Here is a 20036-nt window from a genome sequence, read left to right as displayed (position 1 = left end):
CTCATGCGCAAGACGGTTCTGTCCGGTTTACTCGTGCTGGCGCTGTCGGCTCCGGCCGCCGCCGCGAACGCGTCGGGAGACGGCACGCTGCTGCGCTACGCCAAGGACACCTGGCGGTCGATGGCCGCCATGGTCGAGCCCGCGACCGGCCTGCCCGCCGACAAGGTGACCGGCGACCTGCGGACACGGGCCAAGGTCACCTCGCCCACCAACATCGGCACGTACCTGTGGAGCACGCTCGTCGCCCGCGACCTGCGCCTGATCGGCGGCGGGGACGCGGCGGCGCGGGCCGGGCGGGTGCTCGGCGCGCTGGAACGGCTGGAGCGCAACGGCCCGACCGGCCAGTACTACAACTGGTACGACCCCGCCACCCTCCAGCTCGTCCGCGTCTGGCCGGACAACGGCGACCCGGTGCGGCCGTTCGCCTCCAGCGTCGACAACGCCTGGCTGGCCACCGCCCTCATGATGCTCCGCACCGCCGTCCCCGCCCACGCCGCGCGCGCCGGGCGCCTGCTGGCCTCGATGAACTTCCGGTCTTACTACGATCCGGCGGCCCGCCCCGACGCGGGCACGGGCCTGCTGCGCGGCGGCTTCTGGCCCGAGCCGCCCGACGGCTGCTCCGTGGCGAGCGACTACGCCGGCACCGGCACGACCGTCTACTCGACCTGCCACCACTACGGCGCGCCCGCCGAGACCCGGATCGGCCAGTACGTGGGCATCGCGCTCGGCCAGCTCCCGCGCGAGAGCTACTTCGGCCCCTACCGCACCTTCCCCGACAACGGCTGCGACTTCGGCTGGCAGGAGCAGCGGCCGGTCGGCTCCTGGAAGACCTACCTCGGCGTCAACGTCTGGGAGGGCACCTACGGCTACCGCGGCCTGCGGTACGTCCCCAACTGGGGCGGCTCCATGTTCGAGGCGCTGATGCCCGACCTCGTGGTCCCGGAGGCGACGTGGGCGCCGGGCAGCTGGGGCCGCAACCATCCGGTGTTCGTCCGCGCCCAGATCGAGCACGGCCTGGCCGAGGCGGAATACGGCTACTGGGGCTTCTCCCCGTCCAACAACCCGCACGGCGGCTACCGCGAGTACGGCGTGGACCCCCTGGGCATGGACGAGCCCGGCTACACCTCCGACACCGAGCGCACCGGCACCGACCCCGGCTACGCGGGCTGCCGCCCCGCCCAGCCCCCGCCCGCCGCGTACGGGGACGGCGTGGTGACGCCGCACGCGAGCTTCCTGGCCCTGCCGTACGCGAAGACGGCGGCCCTGGCGAACCTGGCCAAGCTGCGCGCGGACTTCGACGCCTACGGCCCCGGCGGCTTCTACGACGCGGTCGCGGTCCGCTCCGAGGTCGTGTCGAAGTGGTACCTGGCGCTCGACCAGGGCATGGTGCTGGCCGCCCTGGGCAACGTCCTCACCGGCGACCTGCATCGCTACTTCGCCGGCTCCGGCGTCGAGGCGAAGCTCCGGCCGGTGATGCGGCTCGAACAATGGGACGTCGTCCCGCCGACCGACTGAACGGGGAAACCTTGATGAGCACGGCCGCGCACCGCGACTGGCAGGACCGCGCCGGGCAGCCGTCCGGCCCGGCCACCCCGGCCGCCGGACCCGCTCCGCCGGCCCCGACCGGCCTCCGGGCGGTTCCGGGAGCCGGTCAGGTCACCTTGACCTGGGATCCCGTCCCCGGCGCCATCGGCTACCTGGTGCACAGGGACGGCGCGCCGGCCGTCCAGCCGGACGTGGACGTGCCCGCCGTGCCGTCCTGCCGCTACGTCGACACCGGCCACGGCGCCGCCGCCTACACGGTGGCCGCCCTCGCCGGGACGGACCTGGCCGGGCCCTTGTCGGCGGAGGTGCGGGCGGAGCCGCTGCCCGCCGGCGGGCCGGCCGCGGTGTCCGTCCGCGTGGACGCCGGGCGGGTGACGCGCGCGCTGCCGCGGCCGTGGGCGTACATGGTGGGCTCCGAGCATCTGTCCCACCTGCTCAGCACCGATGAGACGGGCGGCAGGCCCATCGGCGAGGAGCTGGCCGGGGCGCTGCGCATGGTGCGGGACGAGCTCGGCGTCGCGACCGTCCGGGCGCACGCCGTCCTCGGCGACGACCTCGGCGTGTACAAGGAGGTGGACGGGCGGCCGGTTCACGACTTCAGCGGCGTGGACGCGGTCTACGACAAGGTCGTGAGCCTCGGCCTGCGGCCGATCGTGGAGCTCGGCTACATGCCGCGCGACCTGGCCGCCGACCCGTCCGCGACGGTCTTCGCGTACGGGGCCGTGGTCTCGCCGCCGAAGGACTTCGAGGCGTGGGGCGACCTGGTCAGGGCGCTGGTGGAGCACCTGGCGGGCCGGTACGGCGTGCACGAGCTGATCGACCACTGGGCCTTCGAGGTCTGGAACGAGCCCAACCTGGCCGTCTTCTGGTCCGGCACGCCCGAGGAGTACTTCCTGCTCTACGACGTCACCGCGGCCGCCGTGAAGAACGTGCACCCGGACCTGCGCGTCGGCGGCCCCGCCTCGGCCGCGAACGGCTGGGTGGCGGAGCTGCTCGCCCACGTCGCCGAGTCCGGGGCGGCGCTCGACTTCGTCTCCACCCACACCTACGGCAACGCGCCGCTCGACTGGCGCCCGGTGCTGGCCGCGCACGGCAGGGACGTGCCGATCTGGTGGACGGAGTGGGGCCCGACGCCGACCCACTTCCACGGCATCGGCGACGGCCCGTTCGGCGCCGCGTTCCTGCTGCACGGCATGAAGTCGGCCGCCGGCCGGATCGCCGCGCTGTCGCACTGGGTGGCCTCCGACCACTTCGAGGAGCTGGGCCGGCCGCCGCGGTTGTTCCACGGCGGGTTCGGGCTGCTCACGGTCGGGAACCTGCGCAAACCCCGCTTCCACGCGCTCGCCCTCGCCGCCCGGCTGGGCGACGCCGAGCTGGCCGCCACCCTCGACGGCGACGCGGGCGGCGTCGAGGCGTGGGCCGCCCGGCACGACGACGGCCGGATCGGCGTGCTGATCTGGAACGGCACCCTCAACCACGCCCAGGCCGGAGGCGCGCCCGAGCTGACCCGCACGGTCACGCTGACCGTCGAAGGGCTCGACGGGGAGCGCACGCTGACCCACCACCGTATCGACCACGACCACGCCAACGTGGAGGCGGCCTGGCGGTCGATGGGCGGCGGCGACTGGCCGGCGGCCGGGCAGTGGGACGAGCTCCGCGCCGCCGCCACCCTCGGCGAGCTGCACCCTCCCGCCCCGGTCAGCGGCCCGGTCACCGTCAGCTTCGACCTGCCGATGCCCGGGATCTCCTTCATCGAGCTGTCACCCTGAGTGGCGGTCCTGTACGGGAACGCACGCCGGTGAGAGCCTGTGCGCATGACCGATCCGGCCGGAGCGCTGGCCGCCCGCATCGAGCGGTTCGAGCAGGCTGCCGATCCCGGGCTGATCTGGGATCCCGCGGCGCTGGCCGAGGCCGAGCAGGCGATGCGGGCCTGCGCCGGCGACCAGTCCGACGCCGTCACCTGGCGCCTGATCGGCATCCTGCACCTGGCCCGCTACCGGCTGGACCAGCACACCACGCAGGACGCCGCCGTGGCGGGCGCCTTCTTCGCCGCCGTGGCCGTGGTCGATCCCGGCCGGCTGCCGGAGAAGCTGCGCGGCACCCACGTGCCGCCCGGCGACTCGGCCGGCACGTGGGCCGGGTTGGTGGAGGAGGTGTTCCGGCACGTGGACCCGGGGGCGTACCGGCACGTGGGGCTGCTCATCCACGCGCTCGTCCGCCGGGCCATGGCGCGGCCCGTGGCGGAGACGTCCGACCGGCTGGGGCAGTTCCTGTTACAGGAGTCGATGCGCTCACCCGCGCCCGGCTGGGCGCCCGGCGCGCTGGCGGCGCTGGGCGGCGGGCTGGTGCGGCTGTACGGGGAGACAGGGGAACGGAGGGTCGTCGACGACGCCGTGCACGTCCTGTTCCGGGCCGCACTCGCCGCCCCGGCCGGGGCGGATCCGGGTTCGTCCGCGGGGTTCCAGCCGGAGTCCCGGTCGGAGTCCCCGATGGGGTCCCAGGAGGCATCCCCGGCCGGGCCGCACTCGGGGTCGTACCTCGGGGAGCTGACGACGGCGCTCGGTCTCGCGGCGCCCGGTGACGAGCTGCTGGTCAGGGCGTACCTGGCGGCGGCCGAGGCGGCGCCGGCCGGGCAGGACAGGTCGCAGGCGCTGCTGGCACTCGCCGACCTCACCCGGACGCGGGCGGCGGAGTCGTGCGCGGACGCGGACCTGCTGGCGTTCATCAGGGTGGCGCAGTGCGCGCTGGACTTCTGGCACGACCAGGGGGCGCACCCCGGCGTGGTGGCGCCGTACGCGGCCGGGCTCGTCGAGTGGTTCGTGGTCAGCGGGAACGAGCGCTCGCTCGAAGCCGGGATGGAGATGCTCGAAGCCCTGCACACCACGCCCGACGAGACGGCGCGCAGGCTCGGCGCCGACCCGGTCCTGCGGCTGGCGCTGCTGGGCGACCGGCGCTGGCGGCGCTACGGCGTCACCGGCGACCTCGCCGACCTGGAGGTCGCCGTCGAGGTCATGCGGGAGGCGGCGCGGACCGCGCCGCGCGCCCATCCCGACCGCGCCAGGCTGCTGACCAACCTCGCGAACGCGCTGCTGCGGCAGGCCATCGTCACCGGCGGCGACCCCGCCGAGCCGATCGCCGCCGCGCGGGCCGCCCTGGCCGCCCATCGCGATCGGGACCCGGCCGCCGGCGCGCAGGCCCTGATGCTGCTCGGCCAGGCCCTCAAGCGGGACCTCACCATGGAGCGCGCCGGGGAGGCCATCGCGGCGCTGCGCGAGGCGGTGGGGGTGGGAGAGCGGCCGGCCTTCCGGGCGGAGGCGTACGCGTTGTTGTCAGAGGTGTTGCGCTGGCGCGCCACCCGGACGGACCCCCGCACACCCGGCCAGATGGACGCTCACTCAGACGCCTCTGCGGAAACCCACCCAGACGTCCACCAGAACGCGCATCCGGGCCTGCTGCACGGGCGGGCCGAGGGACAGGCGTCTGGAGACGCGGCTGGCCAGTCGGTTGGAGGGGCGGCTGAACGGTCGGCTGGCCGGGCGGCCGGCGGAGCGGCTGGACAGTCGGCTGAAGGGGCGGCTGGAGGGGCGCACGGGCGGGTGGCCGGGCGGGCCGAGAGGCGGGCGGCGGACCTGCACGACGCGGTGCTGGCCGCGCGCCAGGGTGCCGAGCTGGCCATGAAGGGCGGCGCGCGCGACCAGGCCCCCGTGCAGCGGGAGCTCTGCGCGGCGCTGCTGGCCCGCTTCGCGGCGCTGCGCGACCCACGTGACCTGACCGAGGCGCTGGTGCTGGCCAGAGACGTGATCGTGACCGTGGACACCGACGTGAACATGATGGCGGACGTGAACCTGAACGTGGCCGCGGAGACGGACGCGAACGCGGACGCGGGCCTGCTGGCCCGGCTCCGCGCCGTGCTCGACGATCCGGCCTCGCTTCCGCTGGACGAGCCGCTGGCCCAGGCCGCCACCGACCTGGCACTGCAGACGCGGGACGAGGACGTGACGCTCAAGCTGCTGCGCTACGCCGAACGGCAGGCCGCCTCGCCGGGCGACCATCTGCTGGGGGTGGCGCTGCGGCTGGCCGAGCTGGGGCGGTTCCGCACCGCCAACCGCGTGCTGGGCAGGGCGTCGGAGGCGTTCGACCGGGCGGGGCAGCGGTCGCGGACGGCGTACGCGCTGTCCAGGATGGGCGCCAACTACGAGAACCAGGCCGACCTGGGCAGGGCGCTGAAGGCGTACGGGCGCTCGGCCACCGTCTACAGCGAGCTGGGCGATCATCGCTCGGAGGCGCTCCAGCTCGGCAGCGTGGGTGTCATCCACCTGCGGGCCGGCGACCCCGCCAGCGCCGTCGAGCACCACCTGCGCGCCATCGCCCTGTGCGAGCGCGCCGGGCTCGCCGCGGAGGAGGCGTCCGCGCAGGGCCACGCGGCGGACGCCTATCTGGCCGCCGGGGACCCGGACGGGGCCGTCGGCTGCGCGGTGCGGGCCCGCGAGCTGTTCCTGGAGCTCGGCGAGACGGAGGAGGCCGCCGCCGCGCTCGTTCACGCCGCCAGGGCCGCCGTCGACCAGGGCGACCTCACGGCGTCGGGGGAGCGCATCGCCGCGTGCGCCATCGAGCTGGAGGCGGCGGGGGCGTGGGAGGAGGCGTGCCGCGCCCTTGACGCCCACGCCGTCCTGCTGGCCGAGCGGGGCCACCACGCGCAGGCCGCCTCGTGTGAGGCCCGGCTGGTGGAGATCATGCGGCGCAGGGGGCGGCGGCGCGAGCCCGCCGACGAGTGGTACCGCATCGCGCAGCGCCGCCGCGCCCGCGCGGACGCCGACGGCGCCCGTCAGGCCTTCGAGCTGGCCGAGCACGAGTACGAGTCCATCGGCCACCACGACGGCACCGGCTCGGTGCGCTACAACCTGGGCGCGCTCGCGTACGCGGAGGGGACGGCGCAGCGGGCACTGGAGGAGTTCGGGGTGGCGGGGGAGACGTTCGCCCGGTTGCGGGCGCCGGCCAAGGAGGCGGCGGCGCTGACCATGCGCGCCTGCTGCCTGACCGGTCTGGGCCGGCTCGACGAGGCCCTGGCCGACCTCGAACGGGCGCTGGAGCTCGCCGCCGCCGAGGGCGACCTCGAAGCCCTGCTCACCGCGACGCTCGGCCGCGCGGCACTGAACGTGGCGGCCGGGGAGCCGCAGGAGGCCGGAGAACGGCTGCGCGCCGCGCTCGGGCTGGCCGCCGGGGATCCGCTCAGGGAGGGCGTGGTCCGCGACCGGCTGGCGGGGCTGGCCGCACGCACCGGTGACACGGCCGCTCAGGTGGCGGCGCTGGAGCGGGCGACGGCCGCCTTCCGTGCGGCGGGCCAGGACCGGCTGGCCGCGTTCGCCTCCGTCAAGCTCGGTTTCGCGCTGGAGGAACGTGGCGAGTTCCGGCGGGCCAGGGCCGCGCTCGAACAGGGAATCGCCGGGCTCGAATCGGCGGGGCGGACGGAGGGGGCGCCGTTCGAGGTGGTCGCGGCCATGGCGGACGCCCTCGACGCGGAGGTCCTCGCCCGGCTGGCCGCCATCCAGCTCACGCTCGGCGACCTGACGCGCGGGCGGGCCACCCTCATCCAGGCGCTGACCACGTTCCGTGCCGTGGGCGCGGCCCGCCGGGACGAGGCGGACCGGCTGGAGCTCTGGTTGCGCCTGGCGGAGGCGGAGGCCCGCGGCGACCTCGGAGCGGCCCGCACCCTCGCCGAACAGGCCCTCACCGCCGTCGCGGACCGCCCGCCGATGGGCGCCGATCCGGACCGTTCGTACCTGCTGGGCCGGCTCTCCCGTTACTGCCGCGCCCTGGGCGACCTCGCCGCCGCCCGCGAACACGCCGCGCGCGGCTACGAGCTGCGCGACGGCCGGGTGATCGAGCATCTGCGCAACCTCGGCTCGGCCGACAGGGAGCTAGGCCGGACCGCCGACGCGATCGAGCACCTGGTCAAGGCCGTGGCCCTGGCCAGGGAGTCCGACACCGCACTGCCGATCCAGCTCGCCTCAGCCCTCGACGCGCTCGGCCTGAGCCTGGCCGACGAGGGCCGCTGGGCCGAGGCCGCCCGCGCGTACGAGGAAGGGCTGGTGCTGCTCACCGAGCCCGTCTGGCGGGCGCTCCGGGCGCCGCTCCTGGCCCACCGGGGGGCGCTCCACCTCAAGCTGGGCGAGCTGGAGGAGGCGGCGGCCCGCTACCGGGGGGCCATCTCGATCAAGGAGGAGCTCGGCGACCGCTCCGAGCTCGCCGCGAGCTACGCCGACCTGGGCCTGGCGCAGGCGTTGCGGGGCTCGGCCGCCGACGCCCTGCCGCTGGCCGAACGCGCACTGGACCTCGCCCGCGATCAGGATGACCGGCGCGGCGTCGTGCTCGGCCTCGTCCTGCTCGCCCACCTGCGGGACGCCGTACGGGCGGAGCCGTGCCTGGCCGAGGCGGTGGCCGTGGCCAGGGAGCTCGGGTTCGCGGCCGGGGAGGCCGTCGCGCTGAGCGGCCTCGGGGCGCTCGACGTCGCCGCCGCCTCCTACGCCCCGGCCCGGCGGCGGCTGACCACGGCCATCGAGCTGCTGGAGGAGCTGGGGCACGAGCTGGAGCTGCGGACGGCGTACCTGCTGCGGTCGGTGGCGGCGGAAGAGCTCGGGGACCTCGCGGGCGCGCTCGCCGACGCCGAACGCTCCGCCGAGCTCGAATACCTCGCGGGCACGCTCGCCGACACCGAACGCCCGGCCCAGCTCGAGTACCTCGCGGGCACGCTCGCCGACGCCGGACGCTCGGCCGCGCCCGCCCACGACCGGGCGATCAGGCTCGCCGTCCGGCTGGGGCGCGGGATGACGGCCTGGACCCACGCCGAACGCGCCAAGTCCCTGCTCCTGACCGCCCAGCTCGACGTCCACCGCCGCCCCGCCGTCACCACCCTGCGCCCGCACGGCCGCTCCGGCGCCACGTCCTTGCGGCTGGCCCCGGCCTCCCTCCGGCCCCGTTCGCGCTCCGCCGCCTTCCGCCTGCGCGGCTGGCCCGTGCCGGACGGGGTGCCGGCCGACCTCGTGCAGGAGGAGCAGCGGGGACTCGACGCCGTGCGCACCCTCATGACGGCCGCCCGCCACACCCGCGACCCGATCCAGGCGGCGGCGCTCATCGGCCGCGCCCGCGCCGCCCGGACCGGCGTCGAGGCGCTCTGGGACCGCGTCGAGCCTCTGGCCCCCGACCACGTGGCACTCCACCGCGGCACCCCGCCCGGCCGCTCCCGGCTGAACGCCCTGCTCACCCCCGTTTCGTCCGTTTCCGGGGGGACGATGACGCGGGGGCTGCTCGGCTTTCACGTCGGTGAGGAGGGCGTGACCGTGCTCGCCCACCGCACCGGCTGGCCCGAGCCGCGCGCCTTCCCCACCACCGTCGGCCACGACATCCTGGCCGCCTTCACCGAGACCATCGGCGGCGACCGGCCGGGCCTGCTCGACATCGCCGCCCGCCGCCACCGCCTCACGCTCTGGCGCCGCCTGGCCGACCTGCTGCTCCACGACGCACTCGAAGCCCTCGGCGACGACCTGGACCTGCTCCACCTCCTCCCGCACCAGGCACTGCACCGCGTCCCCCTGCACGCCCTCGCCCCCGGCGGCCGCCTCCTCCTCGAACGTTTCCCCGTCGCCTACGCCCCGTCCGCCGCCGCCCTCGACCGCCTGGCCCGGCGCGGCCCGGCGCGGGGCGGCCGATCGCTGGCACTCGGCTACACCCCGGACGCGGGCGAGCGCGCGGCCGTGGAGGGCACCGTCGAGGACGCCGCCGACCTGCTCGGCACCCGTCCCCGCACCGGTCAGGAGGCCACCGCCGGCCTGCTGCCGGGCGACTGGGACGTGGCCCACCTGTCCTGCCACGGCGTCTACGACCGGCAGGACCCGTTCGCCTCGGGTATCCGGCTGGCCGACGGCCTCCTCACGGCCAGGCAGCTCATGACCACGAACGTGCACGCCGCCCTCCTGGTCCTCAGCGCCTGCGAGAGCGGCCCGGCGGGCGGCAACGACGTGTCGGCCCTCGGCCAGGCCCTCCTGCACGCCGGTGTGCGGACCGCCCTGCTCACCCTCTGGCCGGTCTCGGCCGGCATCACCCGGTCGCTCATGCGTGACTTCCACACCAGGCTGCGCGCGGGCGAGGGACCGGCCCCGGCGCTGCGCGCGGCGGTGCTGGAGCTGCGCGAGCTCTACGGCTCGGCCGAGGCCGACCTGTGGGCCCCGTACGTGCTGGTCGGCCTCCCGCACGGCGGCTAGGGGCAGGGCGGCCGGGGCATTTCTCCGCGCGGCGGCTAGAGGTAGGAGCGGGCGGCGCTGACCAGGTCAGGCGTCGCCGCACCCGGGTCGATGGCCAGGGCGCCGTCCGGGGTGCGCTCGCGAACGTCCTGGTCGCGGATCGCGAACACCGCCGGAGCCACCCCCACGTCGCCATAACGCCCCGCGACGGCCTGCCCGATCGCCCGCCGCACGTCACCCACCACCTGCCGCGCCGTGTGGCCGGGCCCCGAGGCGGCGAGATAGCCCAGCATCCCGGCGAAGCGCAGCTCCACCTCGGCCGCCGGGCGCTGCTCCGGCAGCACGGGCCGGTCCAGCCAGAACACCTTGCCCACGAGGAACGCCTCGTAGCGCGCGCCCTCGTGGCCGAGCACCGACACCGTCCCGGCGAGCAACCGCCCGAACTCGGCCAGGTCCGCCTCGGGCGGCAGGTCCGTGGTGACGAACAGGGGCACGATCAGCGAGTCGAGCATTGGACTGTCCCTCCATGGGGAGTGGGCGAAAACCTCACCCACTCTCTCCTTCTCCATGTTGTTCTACCTGGGCTTCCCTTGATCTCTCCGAATCCGTGGGTCGCCGCTGAGCCAGATGGGAGACCGAGGGGAGACCGCCAGTTTGGGACGGCCCCCGTGTGCCGACCCCGCGAGGAACCAGGGCGGCAGTCGCCTCCGCTGCGGCGTGGGCCACCTCGGGCAGAATCGACACGTACAGGTCGCCTGTGATCCGGAGACTTGAGTGGCGCAACATGGCCGACGTGACCTTCAGATCGTTGCCGGCCGCGAGACTGAGCGTCGCCGCGCCATGCCGCAGGTCGTGCAATCGGATCGGTGGCAGGCCGGCCGCGAACGCCATCCGCTCGAAGTGCTCACTCACCCAGTCCGGCTTCAACGGGCTCCCGTCCTCCTGAGTGAAGATGCGCCCGCTGTCAGTCCAGGCCGCACCCCACGCGAGGCGCTCCTGCTTCTGAAGATGGTGATGGGTGCGAAGCACGGCCACCGTGCCCGTGTCGAGAGCCACCGCCGCCTCGGACGACTCTGTCTTCAAGTCGCCCTCCTTCACCTGCTTGCCGACGACCACGAGCTGCTTCACCACGCCCAGCAGCCCCTGGTCCAGGTCCGCGTCAACCCACCGGGTCCCGCACGCCTCACCGCGGCGCAGACCCCGGAACGCGATCAGGTGGTAGAGAGCGTACAGCCGGTCCTGAACAGCGAAGTCGAGGAACACGCCCAGATGAGCCGGCGTCCACACCATCACCGGCGACGGTCGCGGCGTGGACAACCAGACCTTGAACCTCTCCGGGGGCTTCCCCGTGGATGCAGCGCGTTCGGCGAGTAACCGCTGCTCGTATGCCGCCGAGAATGCCTCGACCCGAGGTGTGATCCACACCACGCCCCTGGTCTTCTTGCCGGCGTCGAGCTTGACCAGCTTGGCCGCGTTGAAGGTGACGAGGTGCTCTCGCTCGGCGGCAGAGAGCACAGTGCGGATGGTGGCGAGGACGCGCTGCTTGCTGACCGGCCCCGTGGGTCGCTTCCCTCGGACGGATCGGCGCACCTCGGGATCATCGGAGGCTCGCGCTGCCAGCAGTTCGGCGTTCTTCTCATCGATGCGAGAGAAGACCCGTTCGACGGTGGGCGCGAACAGGCGATCCATCCGGACCTCTTCAAGGACCTCGCGGATGTGCACGTCCCAGTGGGAGGTGTAGGTGAGCAAGGTGCTCTCGCGGATGTCCTTGAGCCTCGCCCGCCGCGCTCGCCAGGTCGTCCAGTACTCGCCGAACATCATCGACTGGAGCGGCTGGCCGGCCCGGTACTTCCGGTGGATCTCTTCGACCTCGGGCAGCGGCGCCTGCTTGCGATGGGCGGCCCGGACCATCTCCAAGATCTCCATGCGCGCCTCGTGCCCGTCCTGACCGGCGTCCGGGATGTCGAGCAGACGACCGGCCTGCGCATAGAACAGCTCCAAGTCGGTCTCGCTGGCGAACCCGCCGCACCGGAGGTAGATCCGCTTACCGTCTGGGCCGGCGGGTACGTCGGCTTTCCCGCACCACGACCCGTGGCCGGGGTTCCATGAGCCGTCCCTACGGCGTAACCGCGGGCACTTCTGGCTCAGTTCCTTGCCGTTCTCGTCGCGGCAGCGGCACCGCTTGAAGCCGTTCGCGTCCATCCTGAGCCCTCACACTCCGAAGTCCTTGACAGGGGGCCACGCCGCAAGCGGGCTCCTGAGCAGGGCTCGCACGCGGCTGACGGACACGTCGAGCTGGTCGCCGATGTCCCACTCGTCCTTGCCGTTCAGGTGCATATCCGTGGCGGTCTCGATCATTTCTCGGTGCTTTTTAACCGCCTCGTAGGTGAAGCGACACGAGGAACACCCACGGATCTGCTCGATCAGTTCAGCGGACCTCTTCTCGTCCAGTTCACCGCTGAGGAACTTCTGGAATGGCTGCCCGCCTGGGCCTGCGTGAGAACATATTTCTATCGGCTGGATTGTTTTCTCTCCCAGGACAGTGAAGAGAACGGCAGCCATTTCTAGCATCCCCTGAACGTCCTGCGGCGTAAGTTCTTCCTCCTCTGCGATCTCCTCGATAGTGGTGCCGGCGTCATGCCTCTCTTTCACGTGCCTCAGCTCCAGCTCGTAGCTTTCGCGCGCCTGGTTCTTGCGCTGGCGCAGGCCCCCCTGGGTCTCCGCGATGTCCTGCAAGACCTCGCGAAGTGTCTCCTCGTGGCGCTTCAGCCGGTCCAGGATCGGGTCGATCGCCTCCCAGTCGATCCGCCCTTCGCTGTCCCCGTACGCGAAGCGGTGCAGCCGCGCATACTGCCCGCCTCCCATGTGGGTCTCTACGGCGGCTTCGAGGCGCTTGCCGTAGTGGGCAAGCATGGCGTTGTTCTCTTCTTCACCCACGTCGGGAATCACGAACGACAGCAGGGCTGTGCTGGTGGTGTAAAAACTCGCGTCGGCCAAGTCGGCTTCATCGGTAATCACGTACTCGTGCTTTTTTCGCGAATCGTCAGGCGGAAGGAAGAGGGCCGGGAGCGGAATCTCAAGTGCTTGCGCGAGTGAAAGCAGTTCGTCAGTGTCGAACTTCCGGATGCGCTTGCCGTCCCAGCTACGCTCTGCGGCGCTCACGCTGGCCTTCGTCCAGGGCTTGTTCGTCCCTTCGCGCAGCCTCTTGCCGAGTTCTTCCTGTGTCCACCCGTGTTGCCGGCGCCAATACGTGAGGTTGTAGGCGACGACCTGGTTCATGGTCACGAAGTGCACCGGCAGGTTGCCCTCTATCTGCAGGTCGGGCGGGCGGTCTCGCGGTTCATCTTGGCGGGTCACGACAAGACTGTAGCCTCCCAGTCAACGGGAGTCCAGACTGGGGGTCTGTTCACAATTTGACCCCGGATCAGCTCTATGGCACGCTACTGCCGTGATCGAAGTGTCTGCCATACAACAGACCGAAGTCGGTCAGTCTTCTGACTCCGGTCCGCTGCGGCGCCTGCGCGCCGCCAGGACAAGTAAGCGGATGACGCTCCGCCAGACCGCCACGGCGGCCGGGATCGACCCCGCCCATCTGTCACGAGTCGAACGCGGGGAGAAGGGTCTCAGTCTGGAGTCCCTTCACCGCCTCGCGGTCGTCCTGGAGCTCCGCGAGATCGAGCTCCTTCTGCGCCCGTTCCTTCCTCGAAAGCAGCAGCAGGATGGCTAGGAACGCTCCACGAGGCATGTCCGAGGAGGAGCTTCGCGCCCTCCCCGTAAGCGTCCCCCTGGTAAAAGCAGGTCGGGCCCTGTTCATGGGCGAGACCAAGAGCCGTGACCTCGCCCGCGCTGGAGAGTTCCCCATCGAGGTCCTGACCCACGGCAACCGGTCGGTATGCCGCAAGGTCGACCTGATCGCCTACCTGCGGCTCGACCTGGCCTCCGCCGACGCGAACGACGCCACGAGTCTCACGGCCTGATTCACGGGATCCCAACCAAGACCCCACGAAACCCCTCGCAGCGAGATCCACAACGAGCAGATGCGGGGGACCCCGTGAAGAACTCCAAGAGCAGGAAGCGCGCCTTTCCTAGGGCGTTCGCATCGCACTTCTACCCCACCGCACAGAGGCGGCAGCACTGGATCACGTTCCTGTGCCCGATCTGCGGTGGATCGCACTTCGGCCGTTCGGCCACTGAGTTCCAAGACGGTCCGCGCCGGGCGGGATGTGGCCGCAAGGTCTGGGTCAAGATCGCTCGGCGGTATCGCGGCCAGCAGACAGAGGAGGCAGCCTGATGGACAGCACGATCGCCTGGGTCCACTGGCTGTGGAAGACGCACAACTTCGCCCTGTTCGCCGCCGACCACCCCGGCAACGCGGAGTGCGTCGGGGCCCACCACCCCGACGCACCCTGCGACGGCAGCAGGGGTAAACACCCGTGCGGCAAGTGGTCCCGCGACGCCACCCGCGACCCCGCCAGGTTGCGGACGATGTTCTCGCGCGGACTCCGCAACGTGGCCATCCCGTGCAAGACGAACAACCTGCTGGTGGTCGACGAGGACGAACCGGGAGCCTTCACCGCCTACGCCACGAACGCAGGTCAGGAGATAGCGCCCACCTTCGCGGTCGCAACCGCCAAGGGCACCCACTGGTATTGGCGCCCTCCCGAGGGCGTCGAGCTCGGCAACGGCGTCGGCGCGCTCAAGGGTCTCGGCATCGACGTGCGCGGCTCACGCGGACTCGGCGGGTACGTCATCGGCCCCGGCAGCGTCCACGAGACCGGGATCATCTACCAGCCCGTCGACCCGAGCGCGCCAATCCTGCCCGCGCCGGCCTGGCTCGTTGGGGCACTCCAGGCACGGCCCCAACCCGCAGTGCGTACGGACCGCCGCGCCGTCCCGGTCAAGGGAGGCGGCAAGCCATACCGCGTGCTGACCAGCCTGGTTCAGACCGTCCTCGACGCGACTGTGCCCACACCGAACACCAAGGGAGACCGGAACAGCCGCCTGTTCTGGGCTGCCTGCCGGATGTACGAACACGCGAACCGCGGCCTTTTCGAGGCGACTGCTGGACGCACCGCACTACTGGAAGCCGCACGACGTAAGGGCATCAGCGACGGCGCCGCCGAAGCAACCCTCGACAGCGCGGCACGTAACGCTGGGGGGCGTTGGTGAGCGAGGCCGACGACATCGTCAAGGAAGCCGGAGTCGGCAAGAACGAAAGGGGACCATCGCAGGCATCCCAGCTCGTGATGTTAGCGAAGGAGCGTTTCGACCTGTTCATGAGCGAGGACGGTCGCCCGTACGCGGTGAAGCAGAAGGGGCCGAACATCGCGCTGCCGTTGCGCGGCAAGGCGGGCCTACGCTCGCAGCTCGCGCGTATCTACACCGAGGACCACAGCGGGAACGTGCCATCACAGTCGGCGCTGGCCGACTGCATGACGGTCCTGGAGGGCATCGCCGCCAACGCTGAACCGCGCGTGCCGCATCTCCGCGTCGCCAGGTTCGATGGGCGGATCGTGGTGGACCTGGGCACTTCGGACGGCGCCTGCGTCATCATCGGGCCGGAGGGATGGACGCGCGAGTCGCGCTCACCTGTCCTGTTCCGTCGATCAGGGGCCATGAAGCCGCTTCCCGTTCCGATCCGAGACGGGGACGGGCTCGGCAGGCTGCAGGGCATGCTCAACACCACGACGGAAGGCTTTCGCCTGCTGGTCGCCTGGCTGATCTCGACGTTCATCCCCGATCTCCCGCATCCGATCCTGACCTTCCGTGGCGAGCAGGGCACCGGAAAGTCCAAGGCCGCACAGATGGTCATCGGGATCATCGACCCGTCCGGCGCTCCCAAGCGGACTGCGCCCCGAGACCTCAAGGGGTGGGCGGTCCAAGCCTTCAACTCATGGGCGCTGTGCCTGGACAACGTGTCCATTATCCCGGACTGGCTGAGCGACGCCCTGTGTCGCGCGGTCACCGGCGACGGCATGGTCGACCGGGCGCTGTACTCCGACGATGACGTCGTGGTGCTGGAGTTCCGGCGAGTGCTCGCGATAACCACCATCGACGCCGGAGCCCTCGCGGGCGACCTCGCCGAGCGGCTCCTGGTGGTCGAGTTGAACCTGATTCTCGACAGTGAGCGGCGCGAGGAAGCCGAGTTGGACAAGGCGTACGCCGACTCTCACGCTGCCATCCTCGCGTCGCTGTTCGACCTGCTGGCGCACGTATTGAAGGTGCTGCCGGACGTCGTTCTCGCGCAGCGCCCCAGGATGGCGGACTTCGCGCGCATCCTCGCCGCAGTTGATCAGGTCAACGGCTGGCACACGTTCCGGTCGTACACGGCCAGTGCCCGCAACGCCGTGTCGGACATCCTCGAAGGCGAGCCGTTCACTCAGGCGGTCGTGGCGCTGGTTGACGCGGCAGCCGGGGGCGTGGTCAACCTGACGGCGCAGCAGATCCTCGACGCCGTCAAGACGCCGGAGAAGCTACCTCGCAAGTGGCCGAAGGACTCCACCCGCGCGGCCGGTCAGATCAAGCGGCATGCGCCCGCGCTCCGCACGATCGGCATCGACGTTGACGATAGCCAGAGGCAGCCGGACGGCAACCGATCGCGCCTCTACAAGCTGAAGGCATCAGAGAGTAGGCGCAACGGAGCACCCGGAGCGCCCACAGCACCCGGAGGCGGCTCCCACCAGCAGGAACGTCCGGGTGCTAGCGATGCCCACAGCACCCGGACAGCACCCGCACAGCACCCGCAAGCACCCGCTCCGGGTGCTCCGGGTGCTGGACCGGGTGCTGTGAATTCCACAGCACCCGGAGGCCAAACCCGCCTTGACCAGCAAGAACAGGGCCTTTCGGGTGCTCCGGGTGCTCCGGGTGCTGAAATGCGCCTTCTCTCTACTGTCGTCGCCGAAAACGGCACCTGCGCCCGCTGCGGCGAGCCCTGCCATCGCTTCGGCGAAGGGGGCAACCGCTGGTGCCCGGTCTGCCAGACCAGCGCCGCCTAGAACCGTCCAATCGCAGAAGCGATCGCTAAGCGATCGGGACCCGAGGAGAACTGATCCTCTTGAGCGCGAACCAGATCCCGCACTTCGGCCCCAAGTACGACGACATGCCTGGCCAGCCCCGCGAGCACTCTTGCCCGACCTGTTGGAAGAACGGCGGCCCGGGTCACCACCTGGACCACCTCATCGAGCAACAGGTCGTCCTGCGCGCTCGCGCCCAGCTCGAACCGCCCGCGATCACCGACCGGTCGGTGATCGAGTACCTCACCACCAACCCGTTCACCGAGATGGAGTCCGCATGACCCCCACACCGGCCTCACTGACCGATTCCCTGCTCGACCTCGGAGGAGGCTTCTCCGAGACCGTCCTCCCGCCGAATGTCCCGCTCGGCAACTACATCACCCAGCAGGCCAAGCGGATCGCCGACCGGATCCGCACCGACGACCCGCGACTCGCCTCCTTCGCCGGCCAGACCGACCCCACCGGCTACGTGTGGTTCTCCTGCTACACGTTCGGGTTCTTCACGGAGGCCATGAACGACTCGTGGTCCTTCGAGCGCTGGTTCACGGCCCTCGCAGCGGAGGCCGCCCGGCTGGAGCCCCTGTCGGAGGAGTACTTCGCCGAAGTGGCCGCCGCGCGCCAGCAGGTCGACCAGATGGCGAGGCAGGGATTCACCTGCCAGGCCCGCCCCGGCGGCGGACTCATCTTCACCAAGGACGAGGAGGCGACCACATGACGGCCCTCGTCAAGGACCTCGCGCCTGGGTGGCTGGTCATCGCCTCCGTGTGCGACTGCCCGCACGTCGCCATCACGATCATGCACACCAGCGCGTGCGACCCCAACGGCAGCGCCGAAGCCGACGGCGACGAGATCGTCCTCACCGGACCCGGGTGGCGCGACCTCATCGAGCCGGCCGCCCGCGCCCTGGCCGCCCGCACTGGACTCCGCATCTCCGCGATGTGCACGACCGTCATGGTCAAAGCCGACCAGGACAAGACCGCCATCTCCAACGAGGCGACCGACCTCATCTACGCCATGGCCGAGACGACCATCACCCCGTGAACAGCACAACGCCCGCCCCTGGGTCTAGCAGGGGCGGGCACCCCCCAACCTTCCCACGACAACCGAGAGGGTCAGGATGACCACCCCGATCACCACAACGTTCCGCGACTTCGCCGCCGGCATAGTCGCCCGCAACGACGAGAACCTCTGCGACTACGGCCCCGAAGAGCAGACCGCCAAGGCCGTCAAAGCGCTGGAGAAGTTCCACGCACACACCCCAATCGAGCCCGCCCCGCCCGGCCTCATGATCGACCTGTTCGGATTCGGATCAGCCGCCATCCACTTCGTGAGCGCAGAGGAGCGCTACATGCTGCTGTCCGAGCTCGGCGCCGAGCTCGGAGTGCCCATCTGGGAGGCGACCAAGTGGGTCCGCCAGCAGTACCTGTACGCACTGGAGGACCAGCGCGGACTCGACGAGGAACGCGGCGACGGGCGCTTCGGCTGGGAGTGCCTGCGCGACTACCTCGACCTCGAACTCTGGTGCGTCACAGACAACCCCGAGGTCAAACCGGACGCCAAAGCAGGCCGCCACGTCGATTACGGCGAGTGGCTCATCTCCGTCGACCGCCTCATGGTGTTCATTCTCGACTCCCCATGGGGCAAGGTCTTCATGGACAACACATCGGACATCATGCGGATCGGCATGCAGAAGTTCATGGGCGAGGGCGTCCTGAGCGACGTCCCCGTCTACCGCTCGGACGGCAACCCCGCCCTCCACGACGACGGCACCCCGATGACCGCCCGCGACATCTGGCGCACGCCCCTCACTGAGAAGGAGGCGCGCGAGAAGGCTCGCCGCGGCCCCAACATCCCGCTGGACGAGCAGGAGGACGACGAATGACCGTCCTCCCGTTCCGGAAGCCGGACCCCGGACCCCACATCGAGCCGTGCCGGCTGTGCGCCGAGCAGGGCCGCACGTTCGAGATGAGCGGCTTCCCCATCTTCAAGCGCCTGCTGCCCGGCGGCCTGCAGTCGTGCATCCTCTGCGACGGAACCACCATGCCGGACTACCGCCTGATCTGAGCCGTCACGGTGACGGGCTCACCTGGCAGAGGGTCACGGTGACCCTCTGCCGGGGCAGAATTCCGCACTCGGATTCCGCACTGAGGTCCCCAGTCACAGACCTCCCAGACGAAGGGCAGTCGGCCGGATTGCAACCGTCGCCCTGAAGATCGCAAGTGTCAGCTTGACCCTCGCGCACGGACATCTTGTCCGTGCGCCAAAGCTGGACGTACAGAACGACCGGCCAGGTTCACCATGTGGTGAACCTGGCCGACCTGCATCATCTCCACGACCGGGGGACCGACCGATGATCGTCACCTGCGAACTGTGCTCCGCCGAAGTCGCGGACCTGGCCAACGTCTGCTCACGCTGCGCCCACGGCCTGCGCCTCGACCTCGCCGCCATCCCAGAACTGGACCACGAACTCGACGTCACGGCGTACGGGCAGGCCCGCATGGTCTTCGGCAACGCGGGCGGCGGACGCAGCGCGGACGAGCCGCTGCCGCTCAACCTCGGAGCCGACGCCCGGGGCCGCGCACTCAAAGCCGTGCTCGCCTCCTGGTGCGCGCTCATCGCCGACCAGCGTGGCGTGCCCGCACCGCTCGACGGGTTGCCGACCATGAGCAGGTGGATGCTCGGGCACGTCGAATGGCTCCGCCACCACCAGGCCGGCGCAGACGCCGTAGTCGAGATCAGAGATGCCGTGAGAGATGTCCGCCGCGCGATCGACAGGCCAAGCGAGCGTGTGTTCGCCGGAACCTGCGGAACCTGCGGCGGCTCGCTGTACGCAAGCCAAAGCGCCAGAGACGCAGCGTGCCGCGTCTGCCTCGGACCCAAGGGCGAGCCCGTGTCCTACAACGTGTCAGCCCGCCGCAGCTCCATGCTCGCGTCCATGGCCGACATGCACATGGCCCCGCCCGAGGCGGCGTTCGCGTTGTCCACCCTCATCGGCCCGATCCGCGCCGACCTGATTCGGACATGGGCGGCCAGGGACAAGCTGTTCCCGGCCTCCGTGGATGAACAGGGCCGCAACCTGTACCGGCTCGGCGACATCGCCAAGCTCATGGTTCCGGCCAAGCAAGCCGTCTAGTTGCGGCTACAACAAACAGGTGACATGCTGTTACCGGATAGCGTCGCAAGAGTCGTCGAAAGGCCCCAGATCCCCCGAGCTGGGGCCTTTCGCATGTCCACCCCAACG

Annotated in this window: 16 protein-coding genes; 13 read left to right on the top strand and 3 right to left on the bottom strand. The window is 71.3% G+C overall.

Features of this window, described 5'->3' with window-relative positions:
* The first annotated feature begins 3 nt into the window (after positions 1-3).
* From ACWD0F_RS23295 to ACWD0F_RS23285, 3 genes are read left to right on the top strand one after another with little or no spacing between them, the layout of a single operon-like run.
* Positions 4-1515: a glucoamylase family protein gene (locus ACWD0F_RS23295; protein ID WP_449878662.1), complete on the top strand. Its 1512-nt coding sequence runs from the start codon at positions 4-6 to the stop codon at positions 1513-1515.
* Positions 1516-1529: 14 nt separating this feature from the next.
* Positions 1530-3314 (top strand): GH39 family glycosyl hydrolase, encoded by a 1785-nt coding sequence (locus ACWD0F_RS23290; RefSeq protein WP_449878660.1) that lies wholly within the window; start codon positions 1530-1532, stop codon positions 3312-3314.
* 45 nt (positions 3315-3359) lie between these two features.
* On the top strand, positions 3360-9803 hold the full coding sequence (locus tag ACWD0F_RS23285) for a CHAT domain-containing protein (protein ID WP_449878658.1): 6444 nt from the start codon (positions 3360-3362) through the stop codon (positions 9801-9803).
* Between the two features lie 35 nt (positions 9804-9838).
* On the opposite strand, the gene ACWD0F_RS23280 is transcribed toward ACWD0F_RS23285, so the two are convergent.
* The 3 genes from ACWD0F_RS23280 to ACWD0F_RS23270 all read right to left on the bottom strand — a co-directional run bounded on the left by ACWD0F_RS23280 (position 9839) and on the right by ACWD0F_RS23270 (position 13139).
* A complete protein-coding gene (locus tag ACWD0F_RS23280) occupies positions 9839-10294 on the bottom strand; it encodes a hypothetical protein (RefSeq protein WP_449878656.1) in 456 nt (151 codons plus the stop codon).
* Between the two features lie 34 nt (positions 10295-10328).
* Positions 10329-11783, bottom strand: a complete 1455-nt coding sequence (locus ACWD0F_RS23275; RefSeq protein WP_449878654.1) for a tyrosine-type recombinase/integrase — start codon at positions 11781-11783, stop codon at positions 10329-10331.
* A gap of 210 nt (positions 11784-11993) precedes the next feature.
* Positions 11994-13139, bottom strand: a complete 1146-nt coding sequence (locus ACWD0F_RS23270) for a helix-turn-helix transcriptional regulator (protein WP_449878652.1) — start codon at positions 13137-13139, stop codon at positions 11994-11996.
* A 91-nt stretch (positions 13140-13230) separates the two neighbouring features.
* Here ACWD0F_RS23270 and ACWD0F_RS23265 point away from each other — a divergent pair, with 91 nt between their 5' ends.
* From ACWD0F_RS23265 to ACWD0F_RS23220, 10 genes are all read left to right on the top strand, one after another.
* Positions 13231-13509: a helix-turn-helix domain-containing protein gene (locus tag ACWD0F_RS23265; RefSeq protein WP_449878650.1), complete on the top strand. Its 279-nt coding sequence runs from the start codon at positions 13231-13233 to the stop codon at positions 13507-13509.
* Between the two features lie 85 nt (positions 13510-13594).
* Complete coding sequence (locus ACWD0F_RS23260) at positions 13595-13759, top strand: hypothetical protein (RefSeq protein ID WP_449878648.1); 165 nt, start codon at positions 13595-13597, stop codon at positions 13757-13759.
* A gap of 313 nt (positions 13760-14072) precedes the next feature.
* Positions 14073-14951, top strand: a complete 879-nt coding sequence (locus tag ACWD0F_RS23255; protein WP_449878647.1) for a bifunctional DNA primase/polymerase — start codon at positions 14073-14075, stop codon at positions 14949-14951.
* Positions 14948-16777: an ATP-binding protein gene (locus ACWD0F_RS23250; protein WP_449878645.1), complete on the top strand. Its 1830-nt coding sequence runs from the start codon at positions 14948-14950 to the stop codon at positions 16775-16777. Before ACWD0F_RS23255 ends, ACWD0F_RS23250 begins: the two co-directional genes overlap by 4 nt.
* A gap of 59 nt (positions 16778-16836) precedes the next feature.
* The gene (locus ACWD0F_RS23245) at positions 16837-17076 is read left to right on the top strand and encodes a hypothetical protein (RefSeq protein ID WP_449878643.1); all 240 of its coding nucleotides are present in this window, start codon (positions 16837-16839) and stop codon (positions 17074-17076) included.
* Complete coding sequence (locus ACWD0F_RS23240; RefSeq protein ID WP_449878642.1) at positions 17073-17510, top strand: hypothetical protein; 438 nt, start codon at positions 17073-17075, stop codon at positions 17508-17510. The genes ACWD0F_RS23245 and ACWD0F_RS23240 overlap by 4 nt, the downstream gene beginning before the upstream one ends.
* The gene (locus tag ACWD0F_RS23235; protein WP_449878641.1) at positions 17507-17836 is read left to right on the top strand and encodes a hypothetical protein; all 330 of its coding nucleotides are present in this window, start codon (positions 17507-17509) and stop codon (positions 17834-17836) included. Before ACWD0F_RS23240 ends, ACWD0F_RS23235 begins: the two co-directional genes overlap by 4 nt.
* Before the next feature lie 76 nt (positions 17837-17912).
* Complete coding sequence (locus ACWD0F_RS23230; RefSeq protein WP_449878639.1) at positions 17913-18677, top strand: hypothetical protein; 765 nt, start codon at positions 17913-17915, stop codon at positions 18675-18677.
* A complete protein-coding gene (locus ACWD0F_RS23225; RefSeq protein ID WP_449878637.1) occupies positions 18674-18859 on the top strand; it encodes a hypothetical protein in 186 nt (61 codons plus the stop codon). The genes ACWD0F_RS23230 and ACWD0F_RS23225 overlap by 4 nt, the downstream gene beginning before the upstream one ends.
* 286 nt (positions 18860-19145) lie before the next feature.
* Entirely contained in the window at positions 19146-19928 is a 783-nt protein-coding gene (locus tag ACWD0F_RS23220; RefSeq protein WP_449878635.1) for a hypothetical protein, read from the top strand.
* Positions 19929-20036: the final 108 nt, after the last annotated feature.

Source organism: Nonomuraea sp. NPDC002799 (assembly GCF_053592075.1).
This window is presented reverse-complemented; position numbering and strand designations above follow the sequence as displayed.